The organism is Brevundimonas sp., from assembly GCF_046293315.1.
Classification (GTDB): Bacteria; Pseudomonadota; Alphaproteobacteria; order Caulobacterales; family Caulobacteraceae; genus Brevundimonas.
Window position 1 is genome coordinate 42852 of the sequence record NZ_JBKBPF010000008.1, and the last position, 21925, is coordinate 64776.

The 21925-nt window shown below is 68.7% G+C and carries 19 protein-coding genes; 12 read left to right on the plus strand and 7 right to left on the minus strand.

What is annotated here, in order from left to right; genetic code table 11:
• Nucleotides 1-143 precede the first annotated feature (143 nt).
• The 4 genes from ACK4SE_RS08920 to ACK4SE_RS08935 all read left to right on the plus strand — a co-directional run bounded on the left by ACK4SE_RS08920 (nt 144) and on the right by ACK4SE_RS08935 (nt 5261).
• On the plus strand, nt 144-1679 hold the full coding sequence (locus ACK4SE_RS08920) for a DUF1570 domain-containing protein (RefSeq protein WP_409691373.1): 1536 nt from the start codon (nt 144-146) through the stop codon (nt 1677-1679).
• 99 nt (nt 1680-1778) lie between these two features.
• Entirely contained in the window at nt 1779-3455 is a 1677-nt protein-coding gene (locus tag ACK4SE_RS08925; protein ID WP_409691376.1) for a peptide chain release factor 3, read from the plus strand.
• 81 nt (nt 3456-3536) lie between these two features.
• Nucleotides 3537-3875, plus strand: a complete 339-nt coding sequence (locus ACK4SE_RS08930) for a hypothetical protein (protein WP_409691378.1) — start codon at nt 3537-3539, stop codon at nt 3873-3875.
• A 105-nt stretch (nt 3876-3980) separates the two neighbouring features.
• Nucleotides 3981-5261: a hypothetical protein gene (locus ACK4SE_RS08935; RefSeq protein ID WP_409691381.1), complete on the plus strand. Its 1281-nt coding sequence runs from the start codon at nt 3981-3983 to the stop codon at nt 5259-5261.
• Nucleotides 5262-5264: 3 nt separating this feature from the next.
• Here the strand turns inward: ACK4SE_RS08935 and ACK4SE_RS08940 are convergent, their stop codons facing one another.
• From ACK4SE_RS08940 to ACK4SE_RS08960, 5 genes are all read right to left on the minus strand, one after another.
• Nucleotides 5265-6359 carry a DUF2336 domain-containing protein gene (locus tag ACK4SE_RS08940; protein WP_409691383.1) on the minus strand — a complete coding sequence of 365 codons (1095 nt, stop codon included), beginning with the start codon at nt 6357-6359 and terminating at the stop codon, nt 5265-5267.
• Nucleotides 6356-7219 (minus strand): hypothetical protein, encoded by an 864-nt coding sequence (locus ACK4SE_RS08945; protein WP_409691385.1) that lies wholly within the window; start codon nt 7217-7219, stop codon nt 6356-6358. The genes ACK4SE_RS08940 and ACK4SE_RS08945 overlap by 4 nt, the downstream gene beginning before the upstream one ends.
• Before the next feature lie 80 nt (nt 7220-7299).
• Nucleotides 7300-8079, minus strand: coding sequence for an ABC transporter permease (locus ACK4SE_RS08950; RefSeq protein ID WP_409691388.1), 780 nt, complete (start codon nt 8077-8079; stop codon nt 7300-7302).
• Entirely contained in the window at nt 8076-8834 is a 759-nt protein-coding gene (locus tag ACK4SE_RS08955) for an ABC transporter ATP-binding protein (RefSeq protein WP_409691390.1), read from the minus strand. Before ACK4SE_RS08955 ends, ACK4SE_RS08950 begins: the two co-directional genes overlap by 4 nt.
• A 64-nt stretch (nt 8835-8898) precedes the next feature.
• Nucleotides 8899-9237 (minus strand): hypothetical protein, encoded by a 339-nt coding sequence (locus ACK4SE_RS08960; RefSeq protein WP_409691393.1) that lies wholly within the window; start codon nt 9235-9237, stop codon nt 8899-8901.
• Nucleotides 9238-9366: 129 nt separating this feature from the next.
• Here ACK4SE_RS08960 and ACK4SE_RS08965 point away from each other — a divergent pair, with 129 nt between their 5' ends.
• The 6 genes from ACK4SE_RS08965 to hisS all read left to right on the plus strand — a co-directional run bounded on the left by ACK4SE_RS08965 (nt 9367) and on the right by hisS (nt 15822).
• Complete coding sequence (locus ACK4SE_RS08965; RefSeq protein ID WP_409691394.1) at nt 9367-10131, plus strand: electron transfer flavoprotein subunit beta/FixA family protein; 765 nt, start codon at nt 9367-9369, stop codon at nt 10129-10131.
• Complete coding sequence (locus ACK4SE_RS08970; RefSeq protein WP_409691397.1) at nt 10131-11063, plus strand: electron transfer flavoprotein subunit alpha/FixB family protein; 933 nt, start codon at nt 10131-10133, stop codon at nt 11061-11063. The genes ACK4SE_RS08965 and ACK4SE_RS08970 overlap by 1 nt, the downstream gene beginning before the upstream one ends.
• A 281-nt stretch (nt 11064-11344) precedes the next feature.
• Nucleotides 11345-12223: a 3-hydroxybutyryl-CoA dehydrogenase gene (locus ACK4SE_RS08975; RefSeq protein WP_409691400.1), complete on the plus strand. Its 879-nt coding sequence runs from the start codon at nt 11345-11347 to the stop codon at nt 12221-12223.
• 26 nt (nt 12224-12249) lie between these two features.
• Entirely contained in the window at nt 12250-12801 is a 552-nt protein-coding gene (locus ACK4SE_RS08980; protein WP_409691402.1) for a phthalate transporter, read from the plus strand.
• Between the two features lie 102 nt (nt 12802-12903).
• Nucleotides 12904-14142, plus strand: a complete 1239-nt coding sequence (locus ACK4SE_RS08985) for a DUF418 domain-containing protein (RefSeq protein WP_409691405.1) — start codon at nt 12904-12906, stop codon at nt 14140-14142.
• 189 nt (nt 14143-14331) lie between these two features.
• A complete protein-coding gene (gene hisS, locus ACK4SE_RS08990) occupies nt 14332-15822 on the plus strand; it encodes a histidine--tRNA ligase (RefSeq protein ID WP_409691407.1) in 1491 nt (496 codons plus the stop codon).
• 497 nt (nt 15823-16319) lie between these two features.
• On the opposite strand, the gene ACK4SE_RS08995 is transcribed toward hisS, so the two are convergent.
• Complete coding sequence (locus ACK4SE_RS08995; protein ID WP_409691409.1) at nt 16320-18440, minus strand: M13 family metallopeptidase; 2121 nt, start codon at nt 18438-18440, stop codon at nt 16320-16322.
• Between the two features lie 159 nt (nt 18441-18599).
• Between ACK4SE_RS08995 and ACK4SE_RS09000 the strand changes: the two genes are divergently transcribed.
• Entirely contained in the window at nt 18600-20423 is a 1824-nt protein-coding gene (locus ACK4SE_RS09000) for a cation:proton antiporter (protein WP_409691412.1), read from the plus strand.
• Nucleotides 20424-20426: 3 nt separating this feature from the next.
• Here the strand turns inward: ACK4SE_RS09000 and ACK4SE_RS09005 are convergent, their stop codons facing one another.
• Nucleotides 20427-20951, minus strand: coding sequence for a PH domain-containing protein (locus ACK4SE_RS09005; protein WP_409691415.1), 525 nt, complete (start codon nt 20949-20951; stop codon nt 20427-20429).
• A 284-nt stretch (nt 20952-21235) separates the two neighbouring features.
• Here ACK4SE_RS09005 and ACK4SE_RS09010 point away from each other — a divergent pair, with 284 nt between their 5' ends.
• Entirely contained in the window at nt 21236-21901 is a 666-nt protein-coding gene (locus tag ACK4SE_RS09010; protein ID WP_409691418.1) for a TetR/AcrR family transcriptional regulator, read from the plus strand.
• The last annotated feature ends 24 nt before the right edge of the window (nt 21902-21925 follow it).

A 21925-nucleotide genomic window follows, 5' to 3' on the forward strand; every position in this document is an offset into this window, starting at 1 on the left:
CATGGCCCGACCGTCTCGCGTTACGGATATGTAATGTACCGCGAATAGCCTCGTTCCGCGAGGGGTTATTGGCCCCAAGCGACCCATCTCGACTCCCGGCTCCCTGGAACGCTAGATTTCCGTCGGAAACGGGGGATTTCAGCATGTCGGGAATGAAACTGGCGCGGGTCGCCATGGCGGCGACGGCGCTACTGCTGCTGGCCGTGTCGCCGGCCCGGGCGGACTGGCTGCGCGCCGAGAGCGACCGCTTCGTGATCTACAGCGACGGCGATGAGCGCACTCTGAGAGTCTACGTCCAGAAGCTCGAGACCTTTGACCGGGTGCTGCGGCTGTTCATGGGCCTGCCCATGGAGGAAGCCCCGCCGCGCAAGCTGCCCATCTATCTGATCGGCAATCAGCGGGACCTGGTGCATGTGCTGCCCGGGGCGGTCCAGAACCAGACGGGGGTGTACATCCCTGCCGAACAGGACATCTTCGCCGTGGCCACGCGATCGCGGAACGACGATTCCACCCTGCTGCACGAGTACGCCCACCACTTCATGTTCCAGAACTTCAACTTCCCCTACCCGGCGTGGTTCGTGGAGGGCTTCGCCGAGTATTACGCCGCCACCAACATCCAGACGGGTCGGGTTGAAGTGGGCCTGCCTAACGAGCAGGCGGTCGGCTGGCTTCAGCACGGCCAGTGGATGGAGATGGAGGATCTGCTGGCCGGCCGGGCGCTCAACGCCAGCGGCGACCGGTTCAACGCAACCTATTATCCGTTGGCGTGGCTGCTGATGCACTGGTTCATGGGCGACGAGGAGCGGCGGGCCAGCATGCAAGCCTACCTGCTGGATGTGGGCTCGGGCGGCGACCCGGTCGAGGCCCTGCAGACGCACACCGGCCTGACGACACGCGATCTGCGCGCCGCCCTGAGATCCTACATGCGGGAGCGCATCTCCATTACCCGGGTGAACTACGTTTTCCCCACGGTTCCTGTGACCGTGGAGCGACTGCCGCCCTCGGCCAACGACCTATTGCTCGTCAATCAACAGCTCAAGGTTGTGCAGGGAGACGATCATGACGCGCTCGTCGCGCAGATTCGCACTCTCTCCGCCCGGCACCCCGGCGATCCCTTTGCGCAACTGGTGCTGGGGCGGGCGGAAATCATGTTCGGGGACCCGCAGCAGGGGGAAGCGACCCTCACCGCCCTGTTGCAGCAGCAACCCGACCACGTCGAAGCCCTCCAGCTTCTGGCCCTTGCGCGGATGGACGGGGCGTCCGAACACCCCGACGGCTACGACGTGGCCATGAATGAGATGCGCGGCTTCCTGCAGCGGGCCTATCAGGCCGACGATGCGAACTACTTTACCTTCCTGCTGATCGCCCAGAACCGGATCGGCGAACCGGGCTACCCCTCCGACAATGATCTGCTGGCATGGGAACTGGCCTACACCATCGCGCCGCAGCTGGGTCAGGCGCGCTTTGGTCTGGCGCAGGCGCTGATGGCCCACGACCGGAACGCCGAGGCCGTCACCCTGCTACAGCCGCTGGCCAACAATGCGCACAACCCGCAGATTGCTGAGGTCGCGCGTACGCTGATCGCCCGGGCCGAGGCAGGACTGAACAGCAGCGACGAGGCCGCGACTGCGTGGGACGACGAGGCCCTCGAAGCGACCGACTCCTTCGATCCGGAGTAGTCCTGCCCCCTTGCAGCCTGCGGGCAGCTTGATCGGGCGGGGGTCTGCGGCTGATCACCCGAGGTGACAGCGCGCCCTGTCCGCGCTATCGGCCCGGCCATGTCACAACAAACACTGCCCGAGGCGGCGGCGCCCGCGGCCGCTTCCGCCCCCAAGACACTCGCCGCCCAGGCCGCGCGCCGGCGCACCTTCGCCATCATCGCGCACCCCGACGCGGGCAAGACCACCCTGACCGAGCACATCCTGCTGGCCGGCGGCGCCATTCGTGCGGCGGGCGCGGTGCGGGCGCGCGGCGAGAACCGGCGCACCCGCTCGGACTGGATGAAGATCGAGAAGGAGCGGGGCATCTCCGTCTCGGCGTCGGTGATGACGTTCGAGCACGACGACAAGATGTTCAACCTGCTGGACACCCCGGGCCACGAGGACTTCTCGGAGGACACCTACCGCACCCTGACGGCGGCGGACTGCGCCATCATGGTGCTGGACGCGGCCAAGGGCATCGAGCCCCAGACCCTGAAGCTGTTCGAGGTCTGCCGCCTGCGCGACATCCCGATCATCACCTTCATCAACAAGCTGGACCGCGAGGCTCAGGATCCCATGGCCCTGCTGGACGAGATCGCGTCCCGCCTGCAGCTCGATCCGTCCCCCATCTGGTGGCCGGCCCAGAGCGGCAACCGCCTTCGCGGCATGGTGGAGATGGGAACCGGCCGGTTCCAGCCCTATGCCCGCAAGGAAGCCGGGGCGACCGAGGATCCGGACCATCCCCCCGCCCTGCCCCTGTCCGGCGCCGCCGAGTACTTCGAGGAAGGCGAGCAGGAGGCCCTGATCGAGGCGGCGGAGCTGGTCGAGGGCGGCTACAAGCCGTTCGACGTGCAGGCGTTCCTTGAGGGCCACATGACGCCGGTGCTGTGGGGTTCGGCGCTGCGCCACTTCGGCATCGACGAACTGCTCAAGGCCATCGGCGACTGGGCCCCGGCGCCCAAGGTCATGAAGGCGAAGAAAGAGGCCCCGCCCGAGACCCGCAACGCGCCGGAACCCGAGGCCATCGTCGTCCAGCCGGGCGCTGCCGAGGTCACCGGCTTCGTCTTCAAGGTCCAGGCTAACATGGACCCCAACCACCGCGACCGCATCGCCATGTTCCGCATGGCGTCGGGCCGGTTTCAGCGGGGCATGAAGCTGAAGGTGCAGAACACCGGCAAGTCCCTGTCCGTCAACGCGCCCATCATGTTCTTCGCCTCGGATCGCGAGCTGGCCGACGACGCCTATGCCGGCGACGTGATCGGCATTCCCAACCACGGCGTGCTGCGGGTGGGCGACAGCCTGTCGGAGACCGGACTGGTGCGTTTCGCCGGCCTGCCCAATTTCGCGCCCGAAATCCTGCAGCGTGTGCGGGTCAAGGACCCGCTCAAGGCCAAGCACCTGAAGAAGGCGCTGGAGGGTCTGGCCGAGGAAGGCGTGACCCAGCTGTTCCGCCCCGAGCTGGGCGCGGATTTCATCGTCGGCGCGGTGGGCCACCTGCAGTTCGAGGTCATGGCCGACCGGCTGAACAGCGAATACGGCCTGGACTCCATGTTCGAGCCCAGCCCCTGGGCGGAGGCCCGCTGGGTCACCGGAGAGAAGGCTGATCTGGACGACTTCATGGGCAAGTACCGGCCCCAGATGGCCGCCGACATCGACGGCGCGCCCGTGTTCCTGGCCAAGTCGTCGTGGGAGACGGGCTATGTGGGCGAACGCTTCCCGAAGGTGGCGTTCTCACGCACGAAAGAGCGGGGATAAGGCGCGGCGGCCGCCTTCCCGAGGCCCTGATTCCGTGCTCTCCTTCCGGTTGACGCGGGGGCGTCGCAGGAACCCCTTTTCATGATCGTCGCGGTCGCCATTGCGGTTCTGACAAGCCTTTCAGGGCAGGCAGCGGTGCTGACCGGCTATGAGTCGGCCGTGCGCTGCGCGGGCCTGTCTCAGGCGGCGTCCGAGCTGGAAGGCGGCGAGACGCCGCGCGGGCGCATGCTGTTCGACGCGGCGCTCTACTGGTCCCTGGCCGTGGGCCAGGCCGCTGATGCGGCCGGCCGCGCGCCCACCGTCAGCGACAATGATCAGACCCGCGCCCGGATCCGGGCCGTGCGTGAATTGAGCGCAGGCGAGACTGCTGCGCGCGATGCCCTCTCCCGATGTCTGGACCGGACGCCGGACCTGGGTTGAGGGTTGCAAGCTTGGCGCTGAACCGCCGGGGCGGCGCTGCGTTTGCTTGTCTGTAGGCGGATGAGGTCAGACGATCCCGATACGGGACAGAAGGCGAGTATGGGCATGTTCGAGTTCGGGCGGGATCTGAGACGGCTGTTCGCCCAGGCGCGGGACGGCGGCGACCGAAGCTGGATCGAGCTGATCGGCGCCGACCTGCTGGAAGCCGAGGCGCGCGGTCAGGCGACCGACGCCCACCGGACGAGCTGCCGCGAACCGGTGCTGACGGGTCTGAAGGCGGCGGCCCTGTGGCGCGAGCATGCCCGCCGGACCGGCCGCCGCGCCAGTCTGGCCCGGGCCCTGTCCGCCGCCACCGACGCCGCAGGGGCCGCCGTGACCCCCGACCAGCATACCGAGGCGGCCATGGAGACCGCCCTGTGTCTGATGCTGCAGTATGAACAGCGCGGCGGCACGGATTTGCTGGACCAGATCGATCTGGTGCTGGACGGTCACGACCCCAAGCGGCCGGGCGCCCTCGCCGCGCGTCTGGGCGTGGCCCACGCCCGGCTCGAGGCCCTGAAGGCCCGGCGAAACGGCGAGGCGGCCGCCATGCTGGACGCCTCCGCCCTGATGGATTCCGCCCTGCACGATGTGGCGAACCGACCCGACCTGGCTCCGGAAGCCGCCGAGGTTCAGCTGGACCGGGCGTCCCTGGCGCTGGAGGCGGGCCTGCTGCGCGGCGACACGCGCTTGCTGGACCAGGCGGGGCGCGACCTGCGCGCCCTGGTCGCCGCCGCCTCGCCCGAATACCGGCCGGTGACGCGGGCTCGGGCCCTGACCCTGTGCGCGGCGGGTCTTTCTGCGCTGGCGGCGTTGGCCGACGACGAAGCCGCCCGGGCCAAGGCGCACGAACTGTTCGACGCCGCCGCCGACACCTTCACCCCCGACCACAGCCCGCTGGACTGGGCCGCCATCGAATTGGCCCGCGCCGCCCGGGACATGAATCCCGACCTGAATCGCCTGATCGAGATCGAGGCCGTCACAGCAGGCGAGGGTCTGATCCTCGGCGCCCTGGCCCGGGAGCGGCGAGTGACCGTGGAGACGCAACAGGCGGAACAGAGCCGCGACGCCAGCCGGCTGGGCCGGATGGAGACGCGCCTGCGCCGCCGCCTGACCACCGGTCAGGCGAGCGACAATCCGCTGGACTGGGCCGTGGACCAGATCACCCTGGCCCAGGTGCAGCTGACGCGCATGCGGATGACCGGCCGCGGCGACGCCGGGCATCTGGGACTGGTTCTGGTGGAAGCGGCCGAGACGGCGCGCGAACTGGGGGCCGGGCTGATCGCGGATCGGGCGAACCAGCTGCTGGCCGCGGTGCGCCAGACCTTCCCCAGCAGCCCCGCCTGAGACTCAGGCCGCCTGACGACGAAGGCGCCAGAACCGCAGGGTCCGCATGGCGGTCTCACGGGGCAGCTCGGCGTAATGGGCGGCGTACTGACGCGCCTTGCCCATGGCGTTGTCCTCGCGGTTCAGCAGCACCACGGCATAAGTGAGGAACAGGGCCCGATCGAGGTCCGCCGCCTTGCACACCACTGCCAGCGCATCCATCTCGCGCCGCTCGACGATGTTGCGGGCGGTGTGGAAATCGATGTCCGCCAACTCAGCCAGGGCGATCAGGAAGGCGGTGCGGCCACCCGAGCGCAGGAACCGCGCCAGCACCTGGGGGGTAAGCTGGTTGGCGGCCTTGAGCTCATGCACATAGGCCAGCTGTTCCTTGTAGTCCGCGGGCAGGACCCCGTCGGCGGCGGCCACGCGGGTGCGGCCGGCCTCCAGCGCGTTCTCCAGCAGAGCCGGATCCATCTGCGCGTTCTGCTCCAGTATCTGCTGGCGCAGCCGGGCCTCGACCACGAAATACATCTCGTTCAGCAGGTCGGGCGGCAAAGTCTGGCGGTTGACCACGGCTTCATGCAGGGCGGGGTTGGCTCGCGCGCGGTCCACAGCGGCCTCGCTGGAGGCTCGCGACAGGCGCGCGCCCTCGTTGCGTAGAAGCGCGCCCAGGGTCTCGTCGTCGCCGCGCTCCACGATGACCGATGAGATGTCTTCGGAAACGGACGACCGACTGGAGACAGCCCGCAGCCGCTCCTGCCCGCCTTCACGCACCGCCTTCATGAGATCGGCATGGTCCAGCACCGGCGACGCCGCCAGCACGGGGGCGGCGACTGCATCGGATCCGTCCTCGGCAAGGCGACGGATCAAGCGGCGCGGGGCGTCAGACACGGCGGCGAAGCGCTCCGCAAGCTCCGCGCGGACCGCTTCCTCCATGTCGTCAGCCAGGTGCGCCAGCACGATGCCATAGTGCTCGTTCTCAGCCTGGGAATGGGCCGTAGAGCCGAAGAAGTGCTCGGTCAGTTCGCGCAGGAGAGTGCGGCGTTTTTCGCTGGAATCCTCGCGTGCGAGCCCGATCAGCTCCGGCAGGCGCGAACTGGTCACGGCGGCGTCGCTCACAGGTCGCCCGCCACCGAAGGCGCCAGGCCACCCTGGTTGCGCATCAGGGTCGGCGGCGGTGGCGGCTCGGCCAGATCCACCGGCGCGCTGTCGAGGAAGAAGGGCGCCGGCAGCGTCGTGACGTCCGGCGTGCGGCCTGCCTCGCGATGCACCGAATAATAGCGTGCGCCGTCACGGCCGTCGGCGCTCGGGCGGGGTTGGGGGACGGCCTGCGCAGCCGGTTCGGGAGCCGGCTGCGGTGCGGCCTGGCCCCCGGAAGCGCCCATGCGCCAGATGGGGGCATCCGCGCGCGGCGCCATGGGATCGGTCGGGGGCGCCGATTGCGGCGCGATCTGGGAGGGGGGCTGGGGCGCGTTATGGGGCGCCGCCTGGGTGCGGGGCGAGCGGACCGGAGTCTGGGTCACGGGCGTCTGGGCCGCCGGAGGTTGGGCCGCCGGGGTGCGCGGCGCCGGGGTGGTGTGAACCGGCGCAGTCTCGACCGCCGCGACCTGGCTGTAGGGAACCGGCGTCGAACGGGCCTGGCCGCTGGAAACCACCGGGGGAGATCCGAAGGCGTTGGCCGGCGTCAGGCGCTGGGGAAAGGGCCGGGCGGCCGCGGTATAGTCGGGCAGCACGCTGGGCTGAATCTGGAGCGGCGCGGGCGGGCCGACGTCGAGGGCTTCAGCGACGGGGACGGCGGCAGGCTGTTCAGGGCGCGGCGCCTCAGCCTTGCCGGGCCAGCTGAGCATGCGCAGGCCAGCCTGACGGCTGGCGCCCCGATCCCCGGCGCTTTGGGCGTCCGCTGACGAGGCCGCCATGACCAGGCCGGCCGCCAGCAGACCTGAACACAGGACGCTGTGGTTCCCTCGTCGTGGCGCCATGGCCGAAGCCCCCTCGAAATCATGGCCGCAACATCGGCCGGATATCGGTCAAGGCTAGCCGGGCCGGCCTTAACCCGTCGCTAACGGGGGCCTCGATTTCCACCCCGGCGGCGCAGGACCGCGCGCTCGATCCCGCCGATCAGGGCGTTCAGCGCCACCCCCATCACGGCCAGGCAGGTCAGGGCTGCCAGAAGCTCGGCGGTGCGCAGGCGATTGCCCGCCTCGAGCAGGCGCCAGGCCAGCCCTTGCGTCTGGCCTGTGCCCGAGACGAATTCGGCCACCACCGCCCCGATCACCGCCAGGCCCGCCCCTACCCGCAGGCCCTCCAGGGCGAAAGGCGCGGCGGCGGGGATGCGCAGCCGCCACAGTCGCTGAAGGGGCGAGGCCCCGTAAAGGTCGAACAGCCGCTCAAGGTCCGGATCCGCCGCCTTGAGCCCCGTCAGCACGCCGGAGAACAGAGGGAAGAAGGCCACGGTCGCGGCCAGCGCCACCACGGCCCGGTCGGCGTTGTCCAGTCCGGCCCAGATCAGCACCAAAGGCGCGATGGCCACCACGGGCGTCACCTGCAGCGTCACCGCCAGCGGCCGCACCGCCCGCTCCGCCGTGGCGTTCAGGGACACCGTCAGGGCCAGCGCCGTCGAGATCAGGCCCGCGACGATCAGGGCCTGCAGCGCCATCCAGAAGGTGGCCCAGGCCGAGGCCGCCAGACGCGGACCGGTCTCGGCCAGGGCCATGAGGACCGCGCTGGGTGGCGGCAGGAAGTAGGCGGGCACGGCCAGCGCGCGGCAGGCGATCTCCCACCCCGCCAGCAGCACAGCCAGCAGGACCAGCGGGGCCAGCATGTCGCCCGCGCGCCTCATGCCGCAGGCTCCATGGCCGCATCCAGCGCCGTGGCGATCTGCTCGACACAGCGGGCGTGGGCCGGGTCCAGGCGATGGCCGGCGGGGCGCGGCAGGGCGCCGGGCGTCCTGATTTCGGCGGCGATGCGGCCGTCAGCGGCCCCCATCACCAGCACCCGCCCGGTCATGTAAGCCGCTTCCTCAACGTCGTGGGTGACGAAGACCACGGCGGGCCGTGTCCGCGCCCACAGGGCGTGAATGTCCTCGATCAGGGCCCGCCGGGTGGCGGAGTCCAGCGCCGCGAACGGCTCGTCCAGCAGCAGCAGGTCGGGATCGGTCACCAGCGCCCGGGCCAGGGACGCGCGCATGGCCATGCCGCCGGACAGCTGGTGAGGCCGCGCCCCCGCCCGGTCGCCCAGCCCCACCTGCGCCAAGGCGGCCCGCGCCTGCGCATCGGCCTGGTCCTTCGGCTGGCCGGACAGCCGCAGGGGCAGGGCCACGTTGTCGACGGCGGCGGCCCACGGCATCAGGGTGGCGTTCTGGAACACCAGCCCGGTGCGGCCCCTGTCGACCCGCCGCTCCACCCGGCCCGCGTCGGGCGTCTCCAGCCCGGCAAGCAGGCGCAGCAGGGTGGATTTGCCGCAGCCTGACGCCCCCACAAGGGCGACGATCTCGCCGCGCGTCACATCCAGATCCACCGGGCCGATGGGGCCGCGATCAGGGTGTCGAACGACCACTCCGTCCAGCCGGGCGATCAGGGAAGGGTCAGGGGTCATGGCCGTCCAGCCCGGTCAGAAGGCTGGACTGTTCCACGAGCCGGGGCGCGACGGAAGAATTGTTTCAGTCGTCCTGCCGGGCCTGCCGGATGCGGGCGCGTTCCTGCTCGATAGCCTGACGGCGGGCGGCCTCGCGGGCCGCGATCTGGCGTTCGAGCTGGACCAGTTCGTTGGCGTTGCGGCGCGAGGCGTCCTCGCGGCTCTCGCCCGGCTGACGGCCGGTGATGTCGGGAATGTAGATGGGCGTGGCGCAGGTGCGGGTCTGGATGTCGTACCAGCCGCCGTCCGCCTCGCAGCGGTCGCCGGGCGCGGTCCAGAACACGCGGAAGATCACGACGCCGATCAGGAGAACGGCGAATACGATCAGAAACAGGAAGCCTAGCCGCTTGAAGCTCAGATACACGCGCGAGAATCCCCGGGAAGTTGACTTGGCGTTACGTTGACAGGCCGCGACGGCCGTTCCATGTCCTGCCGCACCAATAAGGCCGCGGCCGGGCGGCTTTCCAGACCAAAGTTTCGAAAAGGGTTCGGCATGAAGGTTCTTGTCCCCGTCAAACGGGTGATCGACTACAACGTCAAGGCGCGCGTGAAGGCGGACCAGTCGGGCGTCGACCTCGCCAACGTCAAGATGAGCATGAATCCCTTCGACGAGATCGCCGTCGAGGAGGCCGTGCGTCTCAAGGAAGGCAAGGAGCACCACGCCGCCGGCACCGCCGACGAGATCGTGGTGGTCTCCATCGGCCCGAGCCAGGCGCAGGAGACCATCCGCACCGCCCTGGCCATGGGCGCTGACCGGGGCATCCTGATCCAGTCGGATGCCGACCTGGAGCCGCTGGCCGTGGCCAAGCTGCTGAAGGCCGTGGTCGAGGAAGAAAAGCCCGACCTGGTCCTCATGGGCAAGCAGGCCATCGACGGCGACAACAACGCTGTCGGCCAGATGCTGGCCGCCCTGCTGGACTGGCCGCAGGGCACATTCGCCTCCAAGCTGGAGATCAAGGACGGCAAGGCCGTGGTGACCCGCGAGATCGACGGCGGGCTGCAGACCCTGGCCTCGACCCTGCCGGCGGTGGTGACCACCGACCTGCGTCTGAACACCCCGCGCTACGCCTCCCTGCCCAACATCATGAAGGCCAAGAAGAAGGAGATCGTCACCAAGGCGGTCGCCGACTACGGCGTCGACACGGCGCCGCGCCTGAAGGTGCTGAAGGTCACCGAGCCGCCCAAGCGCTCGGCCGGGATCAAGGTGGCCGACGCCGCCGAACTGGTGGCCAAGCTCAAGTCCGAAGGAGTCCTGTAATGGCCGTTCTCGTCATCGCCGATCACGACAACGCCCACGTGCGCGACACCACCCACAAGACCGTCGCCGCCGCCCAGCAGCTGAACGCGGGCGACATCGACATCCTGGTGGTGGGCCAGGGCGCCCAGGCCGCCGCCGATGCGGCTGCGAAAATCTCGGGCGTGCGCAAGGTGCTGCTGGCCGAGTCCGCGGAACTGGGCAAGACCATCGCCGAAGCCGTCGAGGCCGTGGTGGTCCCCATGGCCGGGGACTATGACGCCATCCTGTCGCCCGCTTCGTCGGACGGCAAGAATTTCGCCCCACGCATCGCCGCCAAGCTGGACGTGGCCCCCATCTCGGACATCATCGAGGTGGTCTCCGGCGACACCTTCACGCGGCCCATCTATGCGGGCAATGCGCTGGAGACGATCCAGAGCTCGGACAAGATCAAGGTCATCACCGTGCGTCCCACCGCCTTCACGGCGGCCGAGGAAGGCGGCTCGGCCAAGGTCGAGACAATCAAGGGCGCCGACGCGGCCAAGACCGACTTCGTGGGCGAGGAAATGGTCAAGTCCGACCGGCCCGAGCTGGGCGCGGCCAAGATCGTGGTCTCCGGCGGCCGGGCCCTGGGCTCGGCGGACGAGTTCCACGCGGTCATGGACCCCCTGGCCGACAAGCTGGGCGCCGCCGTGGGCGCCAGCCGCGCCGCCGTGGACGCGGGCTACGCCCCCAACGACTATCAGGTGGGCCAGACCGGCAAGGTCGTTGCGCCGGCGCTCTACATCGCCATCGGCATCTCGGGCGCCATCCAGCATCTGGCCGGCATGAAGGACTCCAAGATCATCGTGGCCATCAACAAGGACGCCGACGCCCCCATCTTCCAGGTGGCGGACTACGGCATCGTGGGCGACTACAAGACGGTGGTCCCCGAACTGATGACGGCGCTGGGGTAAGTCAAAACCCCCTTCTCCCGACGGGAGAAGGGGCCCCGCGCACCGGAGCGCGCAGCGCGAAGGTTCTGGCGCGGGGGATGAGGGTTCGGTGGTTCTGAAACGCGTGACCGACCCTCACCCTGCGCGCCAATGAAGCGGTCTGCTACACATCCCGCTGCGCGCATCCCTCTCCCACGGGGAGAGGGATTCCTCGGAAGTCGCCCTTCCCCGCCGCCCCTTCCTTGGCGTAAGACAGCCGTCCGCGCGTTTCCGCGCGATCGGTTCAAGAGGCGTTCGACCGCATGGTTGAAATCAGGACGGTGGCCGTCATCGGCGCAGGCCAGATGGGCATGGGCATCGCCCATGTGGTGGCTCTCGGCGGATATGACGTCAGGCTCTACGACGTGGGCGCAGACAAGCTGCCCGCCGCCATCGGCGCCATCGGCGCCAGCATGGCCCGTCAGGTCGCGCGCGGAACCACCACGGCGGCCGACGCCGACGCGGCCCTCGCCCGCATCCGCCCCATCGAGACCCTGGCCGAGGCCGGCAGCGCCGATCTGGTGATCGAGGCCGCGACCGAGGACGAGGCTATCAAGAAGGCGGTCTTCCGCGACCTGACCCCCCACCTCGGCGCCGACACCCTGCTGGCGTCCAACACCTCCTCCATCTCCATCACGCGCCTGGCCTCGGTCACCGACCGGCCCGAGCGGTTCATCGGCCTGCATTTCATGAAGCCGGCGCCGGCCATGAAGCTGGTTGAGCTGATCCGCGGCATCGCCACCTCGGGCCAGACCTACGACACCGCTGTCGCCTTCGCCGAGGCCCTGGGCAAGACCACCACCGAGTCCGAGGACTTCCCCGCCTTCATCGTCAACCGCATCCTGGCGCCGATGATGAACGAGGCGGTCTATACGCTGTACGAAGGCGTGGGGAACGTCACCGCCATCGACACGGCCCTGAAGCTCGGCGCCAACCACCCCATGGGACCGCTGGAGCTGGCGGACTTCATGGGTCTGGACGTGGTGCTGGCCATCATGAACGTGCTGTATGAGGGCCTGGGCGACAGCAAGTACCGACCCTGCCCGCTGCTGGTGAAATATGTCGAGGCCGGATGGCTGGGTCGCAAGACCGGGCGCGGCTTCTATGACTACTCCGGCCCGACCCCGGTTCCGACCCGATGAAACGTGACCTGAAGGACCTCCGCGACGTGAGCGACCTGCCGGGCCAGGCGCCGATCAAATGGCGCGGCTCGCCCGGTCTGTGGGCCCTGATCGCAGCCATCGCCGCCATCGCCTGGCCGCCGCTGATCCTGACCCTGCCCCTGATGCCGCCGTCGCAGATGATGCCCGGGCTGGACATGGACTGGCGGCTGCAGGTGCTGGCGGCCGGCGTGATCGCCGTACCGATGGGCGTCTACATGCTGGTGCGCGAGCGTGACCGGTCAGGGTCGCCCTCCACCCGCCTCGGCGTGATCTGGCGCTTCCTGCTGTACGGCGGTCTGCTCGCGGCCGCCCTGCAGATTCTGACCGCCCTGGTGATGCTGGGTGTTCGCTGGGCCGAGGCGGGCGCCGTGGCCCAGAGCCTTGGCGCGGCGGAAACTACCCTGCTGATCTACGGTGTGGCAGGCCTGCCGCTGGCCATGCTGATCGGCCTCAGCTACGCCCTTTGGGCCGGGCTGTGCGTGGCCCTGATCGCCTTCACGCCCAAGCCGCCGCCGGTTCGCCCGCGCGCCGGCCTGCTCGGCTCCGAAGGCGCCTGAACCGCCGGCGCGGAATCATTACCGTCCTTTCATGATCGGCGGCTTGCGGCCCGGGGTCTGTCGCGCGAAGGTCGGCGCCTGTCCATGTCAGGGAGGGGCGACATGACCGAAGCAGCCGTCAACACATCCGAGCGGGATCCCATTGCGGAGCCGACGCCCGTGCGGACATCCGACCGACTGTTCAGCCTGGATGTGGTGCGCGGCTTCGCCGTACTGGGCATCCTGGCGGTGAACGCCATCACCTTCTCCATGCCCGAGCCGGTGATGATGAACCCCTCGCTGCAGCCCGGCGGGCTGGAAGGCGAGGCGGCGGCGGCCTGGCAGGCCATGCATGTGTTCTTCCAGGACAAGATGCGGACCCTGTTTTCGATGCTGTTCGGGGCGTCGATCTTCCTGATCGGCGGCGACCGCAGCGACCTGACGCGCGGCAAGCTGCTCCGGAAGCGGCTGTTCTGGCTGGGGCTGTTCGGCCTCGCTCACGGCCTGTTCTTCTGGTTCGGCGACATTCTGCTGCTGTACGCCCTGACCGGGCTCGTGGTGTTGCTGGTGCGGTCCTGGAGCGCGAAGCGGCTGCTGATCGTGGGCGTGACGCTCAATCTGGTTCTTTCCGCGCTCTATGTCGGCATCATCGCCATGATGCGGATGGCGCCGCCGGAGGCCATGGACGGCATCGGCTGGGATACGACCCCCGAGCAGCTCAGCGTGATGATCGCGGCCTATCAGGGCAGCGCCCTCGAGACGACCCTGACGGTTATGAGCGCCTGGGTAGCAGTGGTCCCGTTCATGGCGATCTTTCTCATTCCCGCCACAGCGGCGCTGATGATGATCGGCATGGGACTGTTCAAGGCCGGCTTCCTGGCCGGACGCGCGCCGGCGTGGGTTTATGGCCTGTTCATCGCCCTGGGCGCCGGGTCGCTGTGGCTGATCAATGTCGAGGCCTCGGCCCTGATCGCTTCCGGCTTTCCGCTGGTCGAGACCATGATGCGCCCGGCCAACACCTTCCTGGCGCCGCTGGTGTCGCTGGCCTACGCCAGCGCCCTGATCCTGCTGGCGCGGTTCGGGCTGAAGCTGATCCTGACGCCGCTGGCCAGGGCCGGGCAGATGGCCTTCACCAACTACCTGACCCAGACCCTGATCATGACCACCCTCTTCTACGGCGGTCGCGGCCTGGGCTATTTCGGTCAGGTCGGTTGGCCCGATCTGTGGCTGTTCATCATCGGCATCTGGGTGGTGCAGCTGATCTGGTCGCCCCTGTGGCTGTCGCGCTTCAGCATGGGCCCGCTGGAATGGGTGTGGCGCCGCCTGACCTATGGAAAAGGCGTAGCGCTGAAGCGGGCATAAAGCGCGCTAACGCTCACGACGCGGTCGCTCGCTGCCTGAGCGCATTTTGGGCACGCTAACGCTCGCGTCGCGGACGCTCGCTGCCTGAGCGCATTTTGGGCACGCTAACGCTCGCGTCGCGAACGCTCGCTCCTTGAGCGCGGCGCGCCCGATGTTGTCGCGGGGGGCGTGATGGCGTAATCGCGCGCCATGACATCCCCCGCTGACACCACCCCCGAACCCGTCCGTCCCGAAGCCCGCGCGCCGCGCGGATTTCAGGACCGCCGAGGCCATGACCTGGTGGCCGAGCGCCGCATCGTCCAGGCGGTGTCCGAAGTCTATGAACGCTGGGGTTTCGAACCGCTGGAAACCTCGGCCTTCGAATACGCCGACGCCCTGGGCAAATTCCTGCCCGACGCCGACCGCCCGAACGAAGGCGTGTTCGCCCTGCAGGACGACGACGATCAGTGGATGGCCCTGCGCTATGACCTGACCGCGCCCCTGGCCCGGTTCGCGGCCCAGACCTGGGAGACCCTGCCCAAGCCGTTCCGCCGCTACGCCTTCGGGCCCGTCTGGCGCAACGAGAAGCCCGGCCCCGGCCGCTTCCGCGAGTTCGTCCAGTGCGACGCGGACACCGTGGGCTCGGACCGGCCCGAGGCGGACGCCGAGATCATCGCCATGGCCGTCGAGGGCCTGCAGGCCGCGGGTCTCGCGCCGGGTCAGGCCACCATCAAGATCGCCAGCCGCAAGCTGGTCAACGGCGTGCTTCAGGCCGCGGGCGTGACTGAACAGGGTCAGACCCTGGCGGTGCTGCGCGCGGTGGACAAGCTGGACCGGCTTGGCCCTGACGGGGTCAAGCTGCTGCTGGGCGAAGGCCGGCTGGACGAGTCCGGCGACTTCACCAAGGGCGCCGGGCTGAACGTAAAGGGCATCGACGCGGTGCTGGCCTTCCTGGCGGTTCAGGCGGGACCGCGCGACAGCGTGCTGAACGCCCTGGACGCCGTGGTCGGCGGCACCGAGGCGGGCGCCGAGGGGCTGAACGAGCTGGGCCGCATCAGCGCGGCGCTGAAGGCCATGGGCGTGGCCGACGAAGCCGCCAGCATCGACCCCTCGGTGGTGCGCGGGCTGGAGTACTACACCGGCGCGGTGTTCGAGGCCGAGCTGCTGCTGGACACCACCGATGACAAGGGCCGTCCGGTGCGCTTCGGCTCCATCGGCGGCGGCGGACGCTATGACGATCTGGTGGCCCGCTTCACCGGCGAGCGTACGCCGGCCACGGGCTTTTCGTTCGGGGTGTCGCGCCTGGTCTCGGCCCTGCGCGCGGCGGGACGGGATCCGGCCGGGGACGCGCGCGGGCCGGTGGTGATCATCGCCTTCTCCGAAGACGACATGGCCCACTATTTCGCAGCCGCGTCCGAGCTGCGCGCCGCCGGGATCGCCGCCGAGGTCTATCTCGGCAAGGCGGGCATGAAGGCACAGATGAAATATGCCGACCGGCGCGGCGCCCCCGCCGCCGTCATCATGGGCGGCGACGAGATCGCGGCGGGCAAGGTCACCATCAAGGATCTGGACCTGGGCCGCGAGCTGGCTCGCAAGGTCGCCGACAACGACGCCTGGCGCAGCGAACGGCCGGGACAGGCGCTGGTGGATCGCGCCGATCTGACGACCACCGTTCGCGCGATTCTGGACCACGGCAAATAACCTTCACCATTGCGTGGGTTATCAGCGATCACTTTGCTTTTGCCCGCTTTTTTGGGGATGCGGCGGCTTGACGCGCCGGCAATTATGGCGTTTTGTTGCACTTGTGTGAAGCACGGCGCGCCTTCGGGCGAGCTGATGTTTCTCCGGCGTTTCGGGGAGGAAGCGCCTGCTCCGACAGAGAGCGAGAAGACCCGCCGCGATGTATCCCCCGCGGCGGGTTTTTTCTGTCTGGTGTTCATGTTTAGTGCGCTAACGCTCGGCTCGCGGAGCCTCGCTGCTTGAGCGCACATCTCCGCTCATCCCGGCGAAGGCCGGGATCCAGATGCGAAATCACTGGCTGCACGCCGTCAGATCAGACCGTCGTGCAATCATCCTGAAATCAAGCCCTACGATCTGGATCCCGGCCTTCGGCGGGATGAGCGGGAGGACAACGGCTCCCAAGAAAAAGGGCCGGGGCGTCGCCGCTCCGGCCCTTCCTCAATTGGTGCCGACGCGGCCTACCAGAGGCGCACGCGGTCTTCCGGAACGACGTAGTACTCGTCGCCGGGCTGCACGTCGAAGGCCTCGTACCAGGCGTCCACATTGCGCACCGGCCCGATCACGCGGAACTCGGCCGGCGAGTGCGGTCCCTGGGCCAATTGCTGGCGCAGGGCGTCGTCGCGGTACAGACCCCGCCACACCTGGGCCCAGCCCAGGAACACCCGCTGGTCGCCGGTGTAGCCGTCCAGAACCGGCGCTTCCTGCCCGTTCAGCGACACCCGGTAGGCCTCCAGGCCCAGGGTCACGCCGGCCAGGTCGCCGATGTTCTCGCCCATGGCCAGACCGCCCTGGATGAAGTGCCCGGGGATCGGCTCATAAGAGCTGTACTGGGCGCCCAGGATGTCTGTCTGTGCGACAAAGCGGCCAGCGTCTTCTTCCGTCCACCAGTCCTCCAGGCGGCCGTCGCCGTCAGACTTGCGGCCCTGATCGTCGAAGCCGTGGCCGATCTCGTGGCCGATGACGCCGCCGATGGCGCCGTAGTTGACCGCCGGGTCGCCGTCGGGATCGAAGAACGGCGGCTGCAGGATCGCGGCCGGGAAGACGATCTCGTTCTTGGTGGGGGAGTAGTAGGCGTTCACCGTCTGGGGGGTCATGAACCATTCGGCGTCGTCCACCGGCTGGCCCAGGCGGTTCAGGTCATAGTTCCAGCGCCACTCACCCGAGCGCAGGTAGTTGCCGAACAGGTCGCCGGCCTGGATATCCAGGTCGGAATAGTCGCGCCACTCATCCGGATAGCCGATCTTGACGCCGAACTTGTCCAGCTTGTCGAGGGCGCGGACGCGGGTCTCTTCGCTCATCCAGTCCAGATTGCGGATGCGCTCGCCCATGGCGGTCTTCAGGTTGGCGACCAGCTCTTCCATCTGGGCGCGGTGCTCAGGCGGGAACCAGCGGGCCACGTAGAGGCGCCCAAGCGCCTCGCCCAGGCGACCCTGCGCGAAGCTGACGCCGCGCTTGTCACGGGGCCGCTGGGCCTGGGCCCCGGTCAGCTCGCGGGAGCGGAACTCCCACTGGGCGTCACTGAAGCGCTCGGACAGATAGGGCGCGGCCTGATCCACGGTGTGGAAGGCCTGCCAGGCGCGCAGGGTTTCGATCGGGGCCTCGGCGAAGATTCGCGCCATTTCCGGGAAGGCCGTGTTCTGGCTGATCACGAAGCGATCCTGCTCGCCCAGACCCGCCGCCCCGAAGTAGCCGGCCCAGTCGAAGCCCGGCGCATAGGCGGCCAACTCGGCGGTGGACATGGGGTTGTAGGTCAGGTCGCGGTCTCGGCTCTGGACGCGGGTCCAGTGGGCGGTGGCGATGGCGGTTTCCATCTGCACCACGTCGGCGGCGGCCTGCTGGGCGTTGTCCCAGCCGGCCATGTCCAGCATCTGCGCTACATAGAGCTGATAGGCGGCCAGCTTGTCGGCGAAATTCTCGGCCAGATAATAGTCGCGGTTAGGCAGGCCGATGCCGCCCTGGCTCAGATAGACCGCATAGGCCTCGGGATCGCGAGCGTCGTCGCTGACGCCCATGCCCCACAGCGAGCCGCCGGGGACGCCCTGGGTCCCGCCCATGTAGGCGGCCATGGCGTCGTGGGTGTCGAGGGCGCGGATGGCGCTCATCATCGGCTGGATCGGCTGGGCGTCCAGGGTGTTGATCGCCTCCAGATCCATGAAGCTGTTGTAGGCGTCGCGGACCTTGGCTTCATCGCTGCCGGCGGCGAGGTCCGACGATGCCGAAATCTCGGCGATCAGCGCCGTCATGCGGTTTTCGGACAGTTGGCTCAGCAGGTCGAACGAACCGTAGCGGGTGCGGTCGGCCGGAATCTCCAGGGCGTCCACATAGGACCCGTTGGCGTAGCGGAAGAAGTCGTCGCCGGGGCGCACGCTGGTGTCGCGGCCCGCCAGGTCGAAGCCCCATGTCCCGTAGCGCGGGGTCTCGATGCCTTCATAGCCTGTGGCGCCCAGTTGCGGCGCCTGGAACAGGGACACGACGCTGCACGACTGGTTCAGGCACTCGTGATCGTGGCCGTCCCCGGCCATGGCGGACGCTGGCAGCAGAAGGGCGGCGACGGCGGCGCCGATCATCAATTTTCTCATGGTACTTCCTACAGGGTCCCTGAGCCGGGACGAGATCGGGGGCACCATAGGGGTGCAGCCCCCCCGCCGAACCTAAAAAATAGTTCATTGGACGGTCAGACGCTCTCGCATCAGGCGGCGCGATGCCCTTTAGATGGTTGTCTGACAAGGCGGGGTTGAATGGCGGCGGAACACGCGGGCGAGTACAAGGATCTGGTGGTCTTTCTGGCCGCGGCCGGCGTGCTCGTGCCCATCTTCAGCCGGTTCAAGGTCAGCCCCGTGCTTGGATTTCTTGCGGCGGGCGTACTGCTGGGCCCGGACGGGCTGGGCCGGTTCGCCGAGGTGGCCCCGTGGGTCGAATGGCTGACCATCACGGACCGCGCAGACATGGCCGTCCTGGCAGAACTGGGCGTGGCTTTCCTGCTGTTCATGATTGGGCTGGAGCTGTCCTGGGGACGGCTGAAGACCATGCGACGGATGGTGTTCGGCCTCGGGCTGGCCCAGGTCCTGGCCTGCACCGCCGCCCTGTCCGGGCTGTTCCTGCTTCTGGGCCAGACCCTGGACACGGCGCTGGTGGCGGGCATGGCGCTGGCGCTGTCCTCCACGGCCATCGTTCTACCGGTGCTGGCCGAGCGGAACCGGGTGGGAGCGGGCTCCGGCCGGGCCACCTTCGCCATCCTTCTGGCCCAGGATCTGGCGGTGGCGCCGCTGCTGATCACCGTCACCGTGCTGGCGGCGCTGGCCGCCACAGCCGATGGCGGGTTGCATCCGGCGGCCATCGGAACGGCACTGCTGACCCTCGGGCCCGCCGCCCTCGGGGTCGCGCTGATCGTCATTCTGGGCCGGCTGGTCCTGCGGCCCCTGTTCCGCTCGGTGGCGCGGGCCCCGGGCCGCGAGCTGTTCCTGGCCGCGGCCCTGCTGATCGTGGTGGGGGGCGGCGTGGCGGCCCAGGCGGCGGGCCTGTCCATGGGCCTGGGCGCCCTGATCGCCGGCCTCATGCTGGCCGAGACCGAGTACCGGCGTGAGGTCGAGCTGGCCATCGAACCCTTCAAGGGCCTGTTGCTGGGCGTCTTCTTCGTCAGCGTCGGCATCGGCCTGGATCTGGACGCGGTGTTCGCCGAGCCCGTCCGCATCCTGTCGCTGGCGCTGGGTCTGGTGGTCATCAAGGCGGCGGTGATCTTCACCCTGGCGCGCGTGGCGGGACTGAAGTCGCGCCAGGCCCTGGAGACCGCGCTGGTGCTGGGCCCGGCGGGCGAGTTCGCCTTCGTCATCCTCAGCGCCGGGGTGGCCGAGGGCGTGGCCTCGCCGGCCTTCATCCAGTCAGTGCTGGTGTCCGCCACCCTGACCATGTTCGCCATTCCGCTGCTGGCGGGGCTGGGCGCGCGCATCACCGGTCGGGCCGCCGCCAGGGATCCCGCCGAGGATGTTCAGACCTCGCCCGGCCTGTCCCCGCCCGAGAGCGTGGTGCTGATCGTCGGCTTCGGTCGGGTGGGCCGACTGGTGGGTGAGATGCTCAAGACCCACGGCCAGTCCTATGTGGCCGTGGACGCGGACTCACGAACCGTGACCGCCGCCCGGCGCGACGGCGAGCCCGTCTATTATGGCGACGCGGCCAATCCCGAGATGCTGAAGCTGTGCGGCGTCGACAGCATCCGCGCCCTGGTGGTCACCATGGACGCGCCGGGCAAGGTGGACGACGTGGTCAAGGCCGCACGAGGGCTTCGTGACGACCTGATCCTCATCGCCCGCGCCCGCGACGACCGCCATGCGGAGCGGCTCTACGCGCTGGGCGTCACCGACGCGGTGCCGGAGACCATCGAGGCCAGCCTGCAGCTGGCCGAGAATACCCTGGTGGACCTCGGCGTGCCCATGGGTCTGGTGCTGGCCTCGGTGCACGAGCGCCGCGACGTCTTCCGCAAGACCTTCCAGGCCGCCATGCCCGAGACCAGCCGCCGCCCGGCCCGGGCCCTGCGCGCGCGACTGCCCGAGCGTCCGGCCGGGTAGCCCTCAGTCGGCCCGGGCGTGATCGTCGTCCAGGGCGTCCTTGGCGTCCAGCATGGCGCGCTTGAAGCCCAGCGGGTCGGCGATGGTCCTGAGATGGTTTGCGCCCTGCTCGCTGGCGGTCAGGATCAGAATGTCGCCGAACCCGAAGATGCGGCCGATGAAGGTCTGCTCGGTCTTCACGTCATTGAGCTTCTCGAGCAGGCTGTCGGACACCTTCTTGTTCAGCACCCCTTCCATCTGGATGATACGGCGGCTGGTCATCACGTTCATCTGGTTGCGCCAGACCAGATGCTCCCAGATCCACCCGGCCAGGGGGATCAGCGCCAGGCCGGCCAGCCACATCCAGCGGTCGTCGCCCGCGGGGTTGGTCTGGTAGAGCCAGACCGCGCCCGCGGCCATGGCCCAGAACGCCAGGGCCCACCACATGGTCTTGAACACCCGAACCAGCCAGTGCCGGCGGGTGATGCGGAGGATCACCTCATCGTCGCTGAGCACCTTTTTCAGATAGCCCGTCGCCCGGTAGGCCATGGTCCGCTCCCTCGCCGAATGTCCCGCAACTATGCGGTTTAAGGGGGCTTGCCGCCAGCCGTCTTGTCCACGAGAAAACGGTTTCATTAACCTGTGGAACGCATTTTGGTCACCCTTGCGTGATCAAACCACCATTCAAGTCAGGTTCAAGGCAGTAAGCCTTTGAACGCATTAGACTAACCAATAACAAAACACCGAGAACTCAATAGAGATCTCTTTTCGAACGTGACCGGGGGGGGTTACCGGTTCGGGCCGTAGCGCCCCAGCGTAGAGTGACAGTGAGTATGCGAGAGTCTTCCCTGAACGCCCCCTTCGAGCCCGTCGACCAGCCCTCGGACGGTCCCCGGCTGAACCGACGCCAGGCCGCCAAGGTCCGGACCCGCCAGAAGGTGCTGGACGCCGCACGGGATCTGTTCTCGGAGCGCGGCTATGACCCGGCCACCATCCGCGACATCGCCAAGGGCGCAGGCATGTCCACCGGCGCGGTTTTCGCCAATTTCCAGGACAAGGCCGAGTTGTTCGAGGCTGTTCTGGCCGAGAACATGGAGCGGCTGACCGAGGTCGTTCGGGCCGCCGCCGCCCCGGCCGGTTCGGTCAAGGAACGCCTGACCACGGCTCTGGACGCCGGCTACCATCACACCCTGGACCACCTGCCGCTGATGCAGGCCATCGTGGCGCGGTCGTGGTTCCAGCCCCAGCAGGCGGAACAACGCGCTCGCGGCTTCACCAAGGGCCTCCTGTCCGTGATCGGCGAAGTGCTTCGCGACGGCGTGCGCTCCGGCGAGCTCAAGCAGGACGCGGACACCCGCCTGGTGGGCGATATGGTCTGGGACACCTGGCTGACCAACTATCGTGGCGCAGCCTATGACGGCTGGGACCAGAAGGCCCTGTCCGAGCGCCTTTCGCGACAGCTGGACGTGATCCTGGCCGGCGCCGCCGCCAAAGGCTGACGTCGAGACACCGGTACACGGGGC

What these genes read in the sequence shown, in the direction of transcription:
- ACK4SE_RS08920 (WP_409691373.1), top strand. Translation starts at nt 144, where the DNA reads ATGTCGGGAATGAAACTGGCGCGGGTCGCCATGGCGGCGACGGCGCTA.
- ACK4SE_RS08925 (WP_409691376.1), top strand. Translation starts at nt 1,779, where the DNA reads ATGTCACAACAAACACTGCCCGAGGCGGCGGCGCCCGCGGCCGCTTCC.
- ACK4SE_RS08930 (WP_409691378.1), top strand. Translation starts at nt 3,537, where the DNA reads ATGATCGTCGCGGTCGCCATTGCGGTTCTGACAAGCCTTTCAGGGCAG.
- ACK4SE_RS08935 (WP_409691381.1), top strand. Translation starts at nt 3,981, where the DNA reads ATGTTCGAGTTCGGGCGGGATCTGAGACGGCTGTTCGCCCAGGCGCGG.
- ACK4SE_RS08945 (WP_409691385.1), bottom strand. Translation starts at nt 7,219, where the DNA reads ATGGCGCCACGACGAGGGAACCACAGCGTCCTGTGTTCAGGTCTGCTG.
- ACK4SE_RS08950 (WP_409691388.1), bottom strand. Translation starts at nt 8,079, where the DNA reads ATGAGGCGCGCGGGCGACATGCTGGCCCCGCTGGTCCTGCTGGCTGTG.
- ACK4SE_RS08955 (WP_409691390.1), bottom strand. Translation starts at nt 8,834, where the DNA reads ATGACCCCTGACCCTTCCCTGATCGCCCGGCTGGACGGAGTGGTCGTT.
- ACK4SE_RS08965 (WP_409691394.1), top strand. Translation starts at nt 9,367, where the DNA reads ATGAAGGTTCTTGTCCCCGTCAAACGGGTGATCGACTACAACGTCAAG.
- ACK4SE_RS08970 (WP_409691397.1), top strand. Translation starts at nt 10,131, where the DNA reads ATGGCCGTTCTCGTCATCGCCGATCACGACAACGCCCACGTGCGCGAC.
- ACK4SE_RS08975 (WP_409691400.1), top strand. Translation starts at nt 11,345, where the DNA reads ATGGTTGAAATCAGGACGGTGGCCGTCATCGGCGCAGGCCAGATGGGC.
- ACK4SE_RS08985 (WP_409691405.1), top strand. Translation starts at nt 12,904, where the DNA reads ATGACCGAAGCAGCCGTCAACACATCCGAGCGGGATCCCATTGCGGAG.
- hisS (WP_409691407.1), top strand. Translation starts at nt 14,332, where the DNA reads ATGACATCCCCCGCTGACACCACCCCCGAACCCGTCCGTCCCGAAGCC.
- ACK4SE_RS08995 (WP_409691409.1), bottom strand. Translation starts at nt 18,440, where the DNA reads ATGAGAAAATTGATGATCGGCGCCGCCGTCGCCGCCCTTCTGCTGCCA.
- ACK4SE_RS09000 (WP_409691412.1), top strand. Translation starts at nt 18,600, where the DNA reads ATGGCGGCGGAACACGCGGGCGAGTACAAGGATCTGGTGGTCTTTCTG.
- ACK4SE_RS09005 (WP_409691415.1), bottom strand. Translation starts at nt 20,951, where the DNA reads ATGGCCTACCGGGCGACGGGCTATCTGAAAAAGGTGCTCAGCGACGAT.
- ACK4SE_RS09010 (WP_409691418.1), top strand. Translation starts at nt 21,236, where the DNA reads ATGCGAGAGTCTTCCCTGAACGCCCCCTTCGAGCCCGTCGACCAGCCC.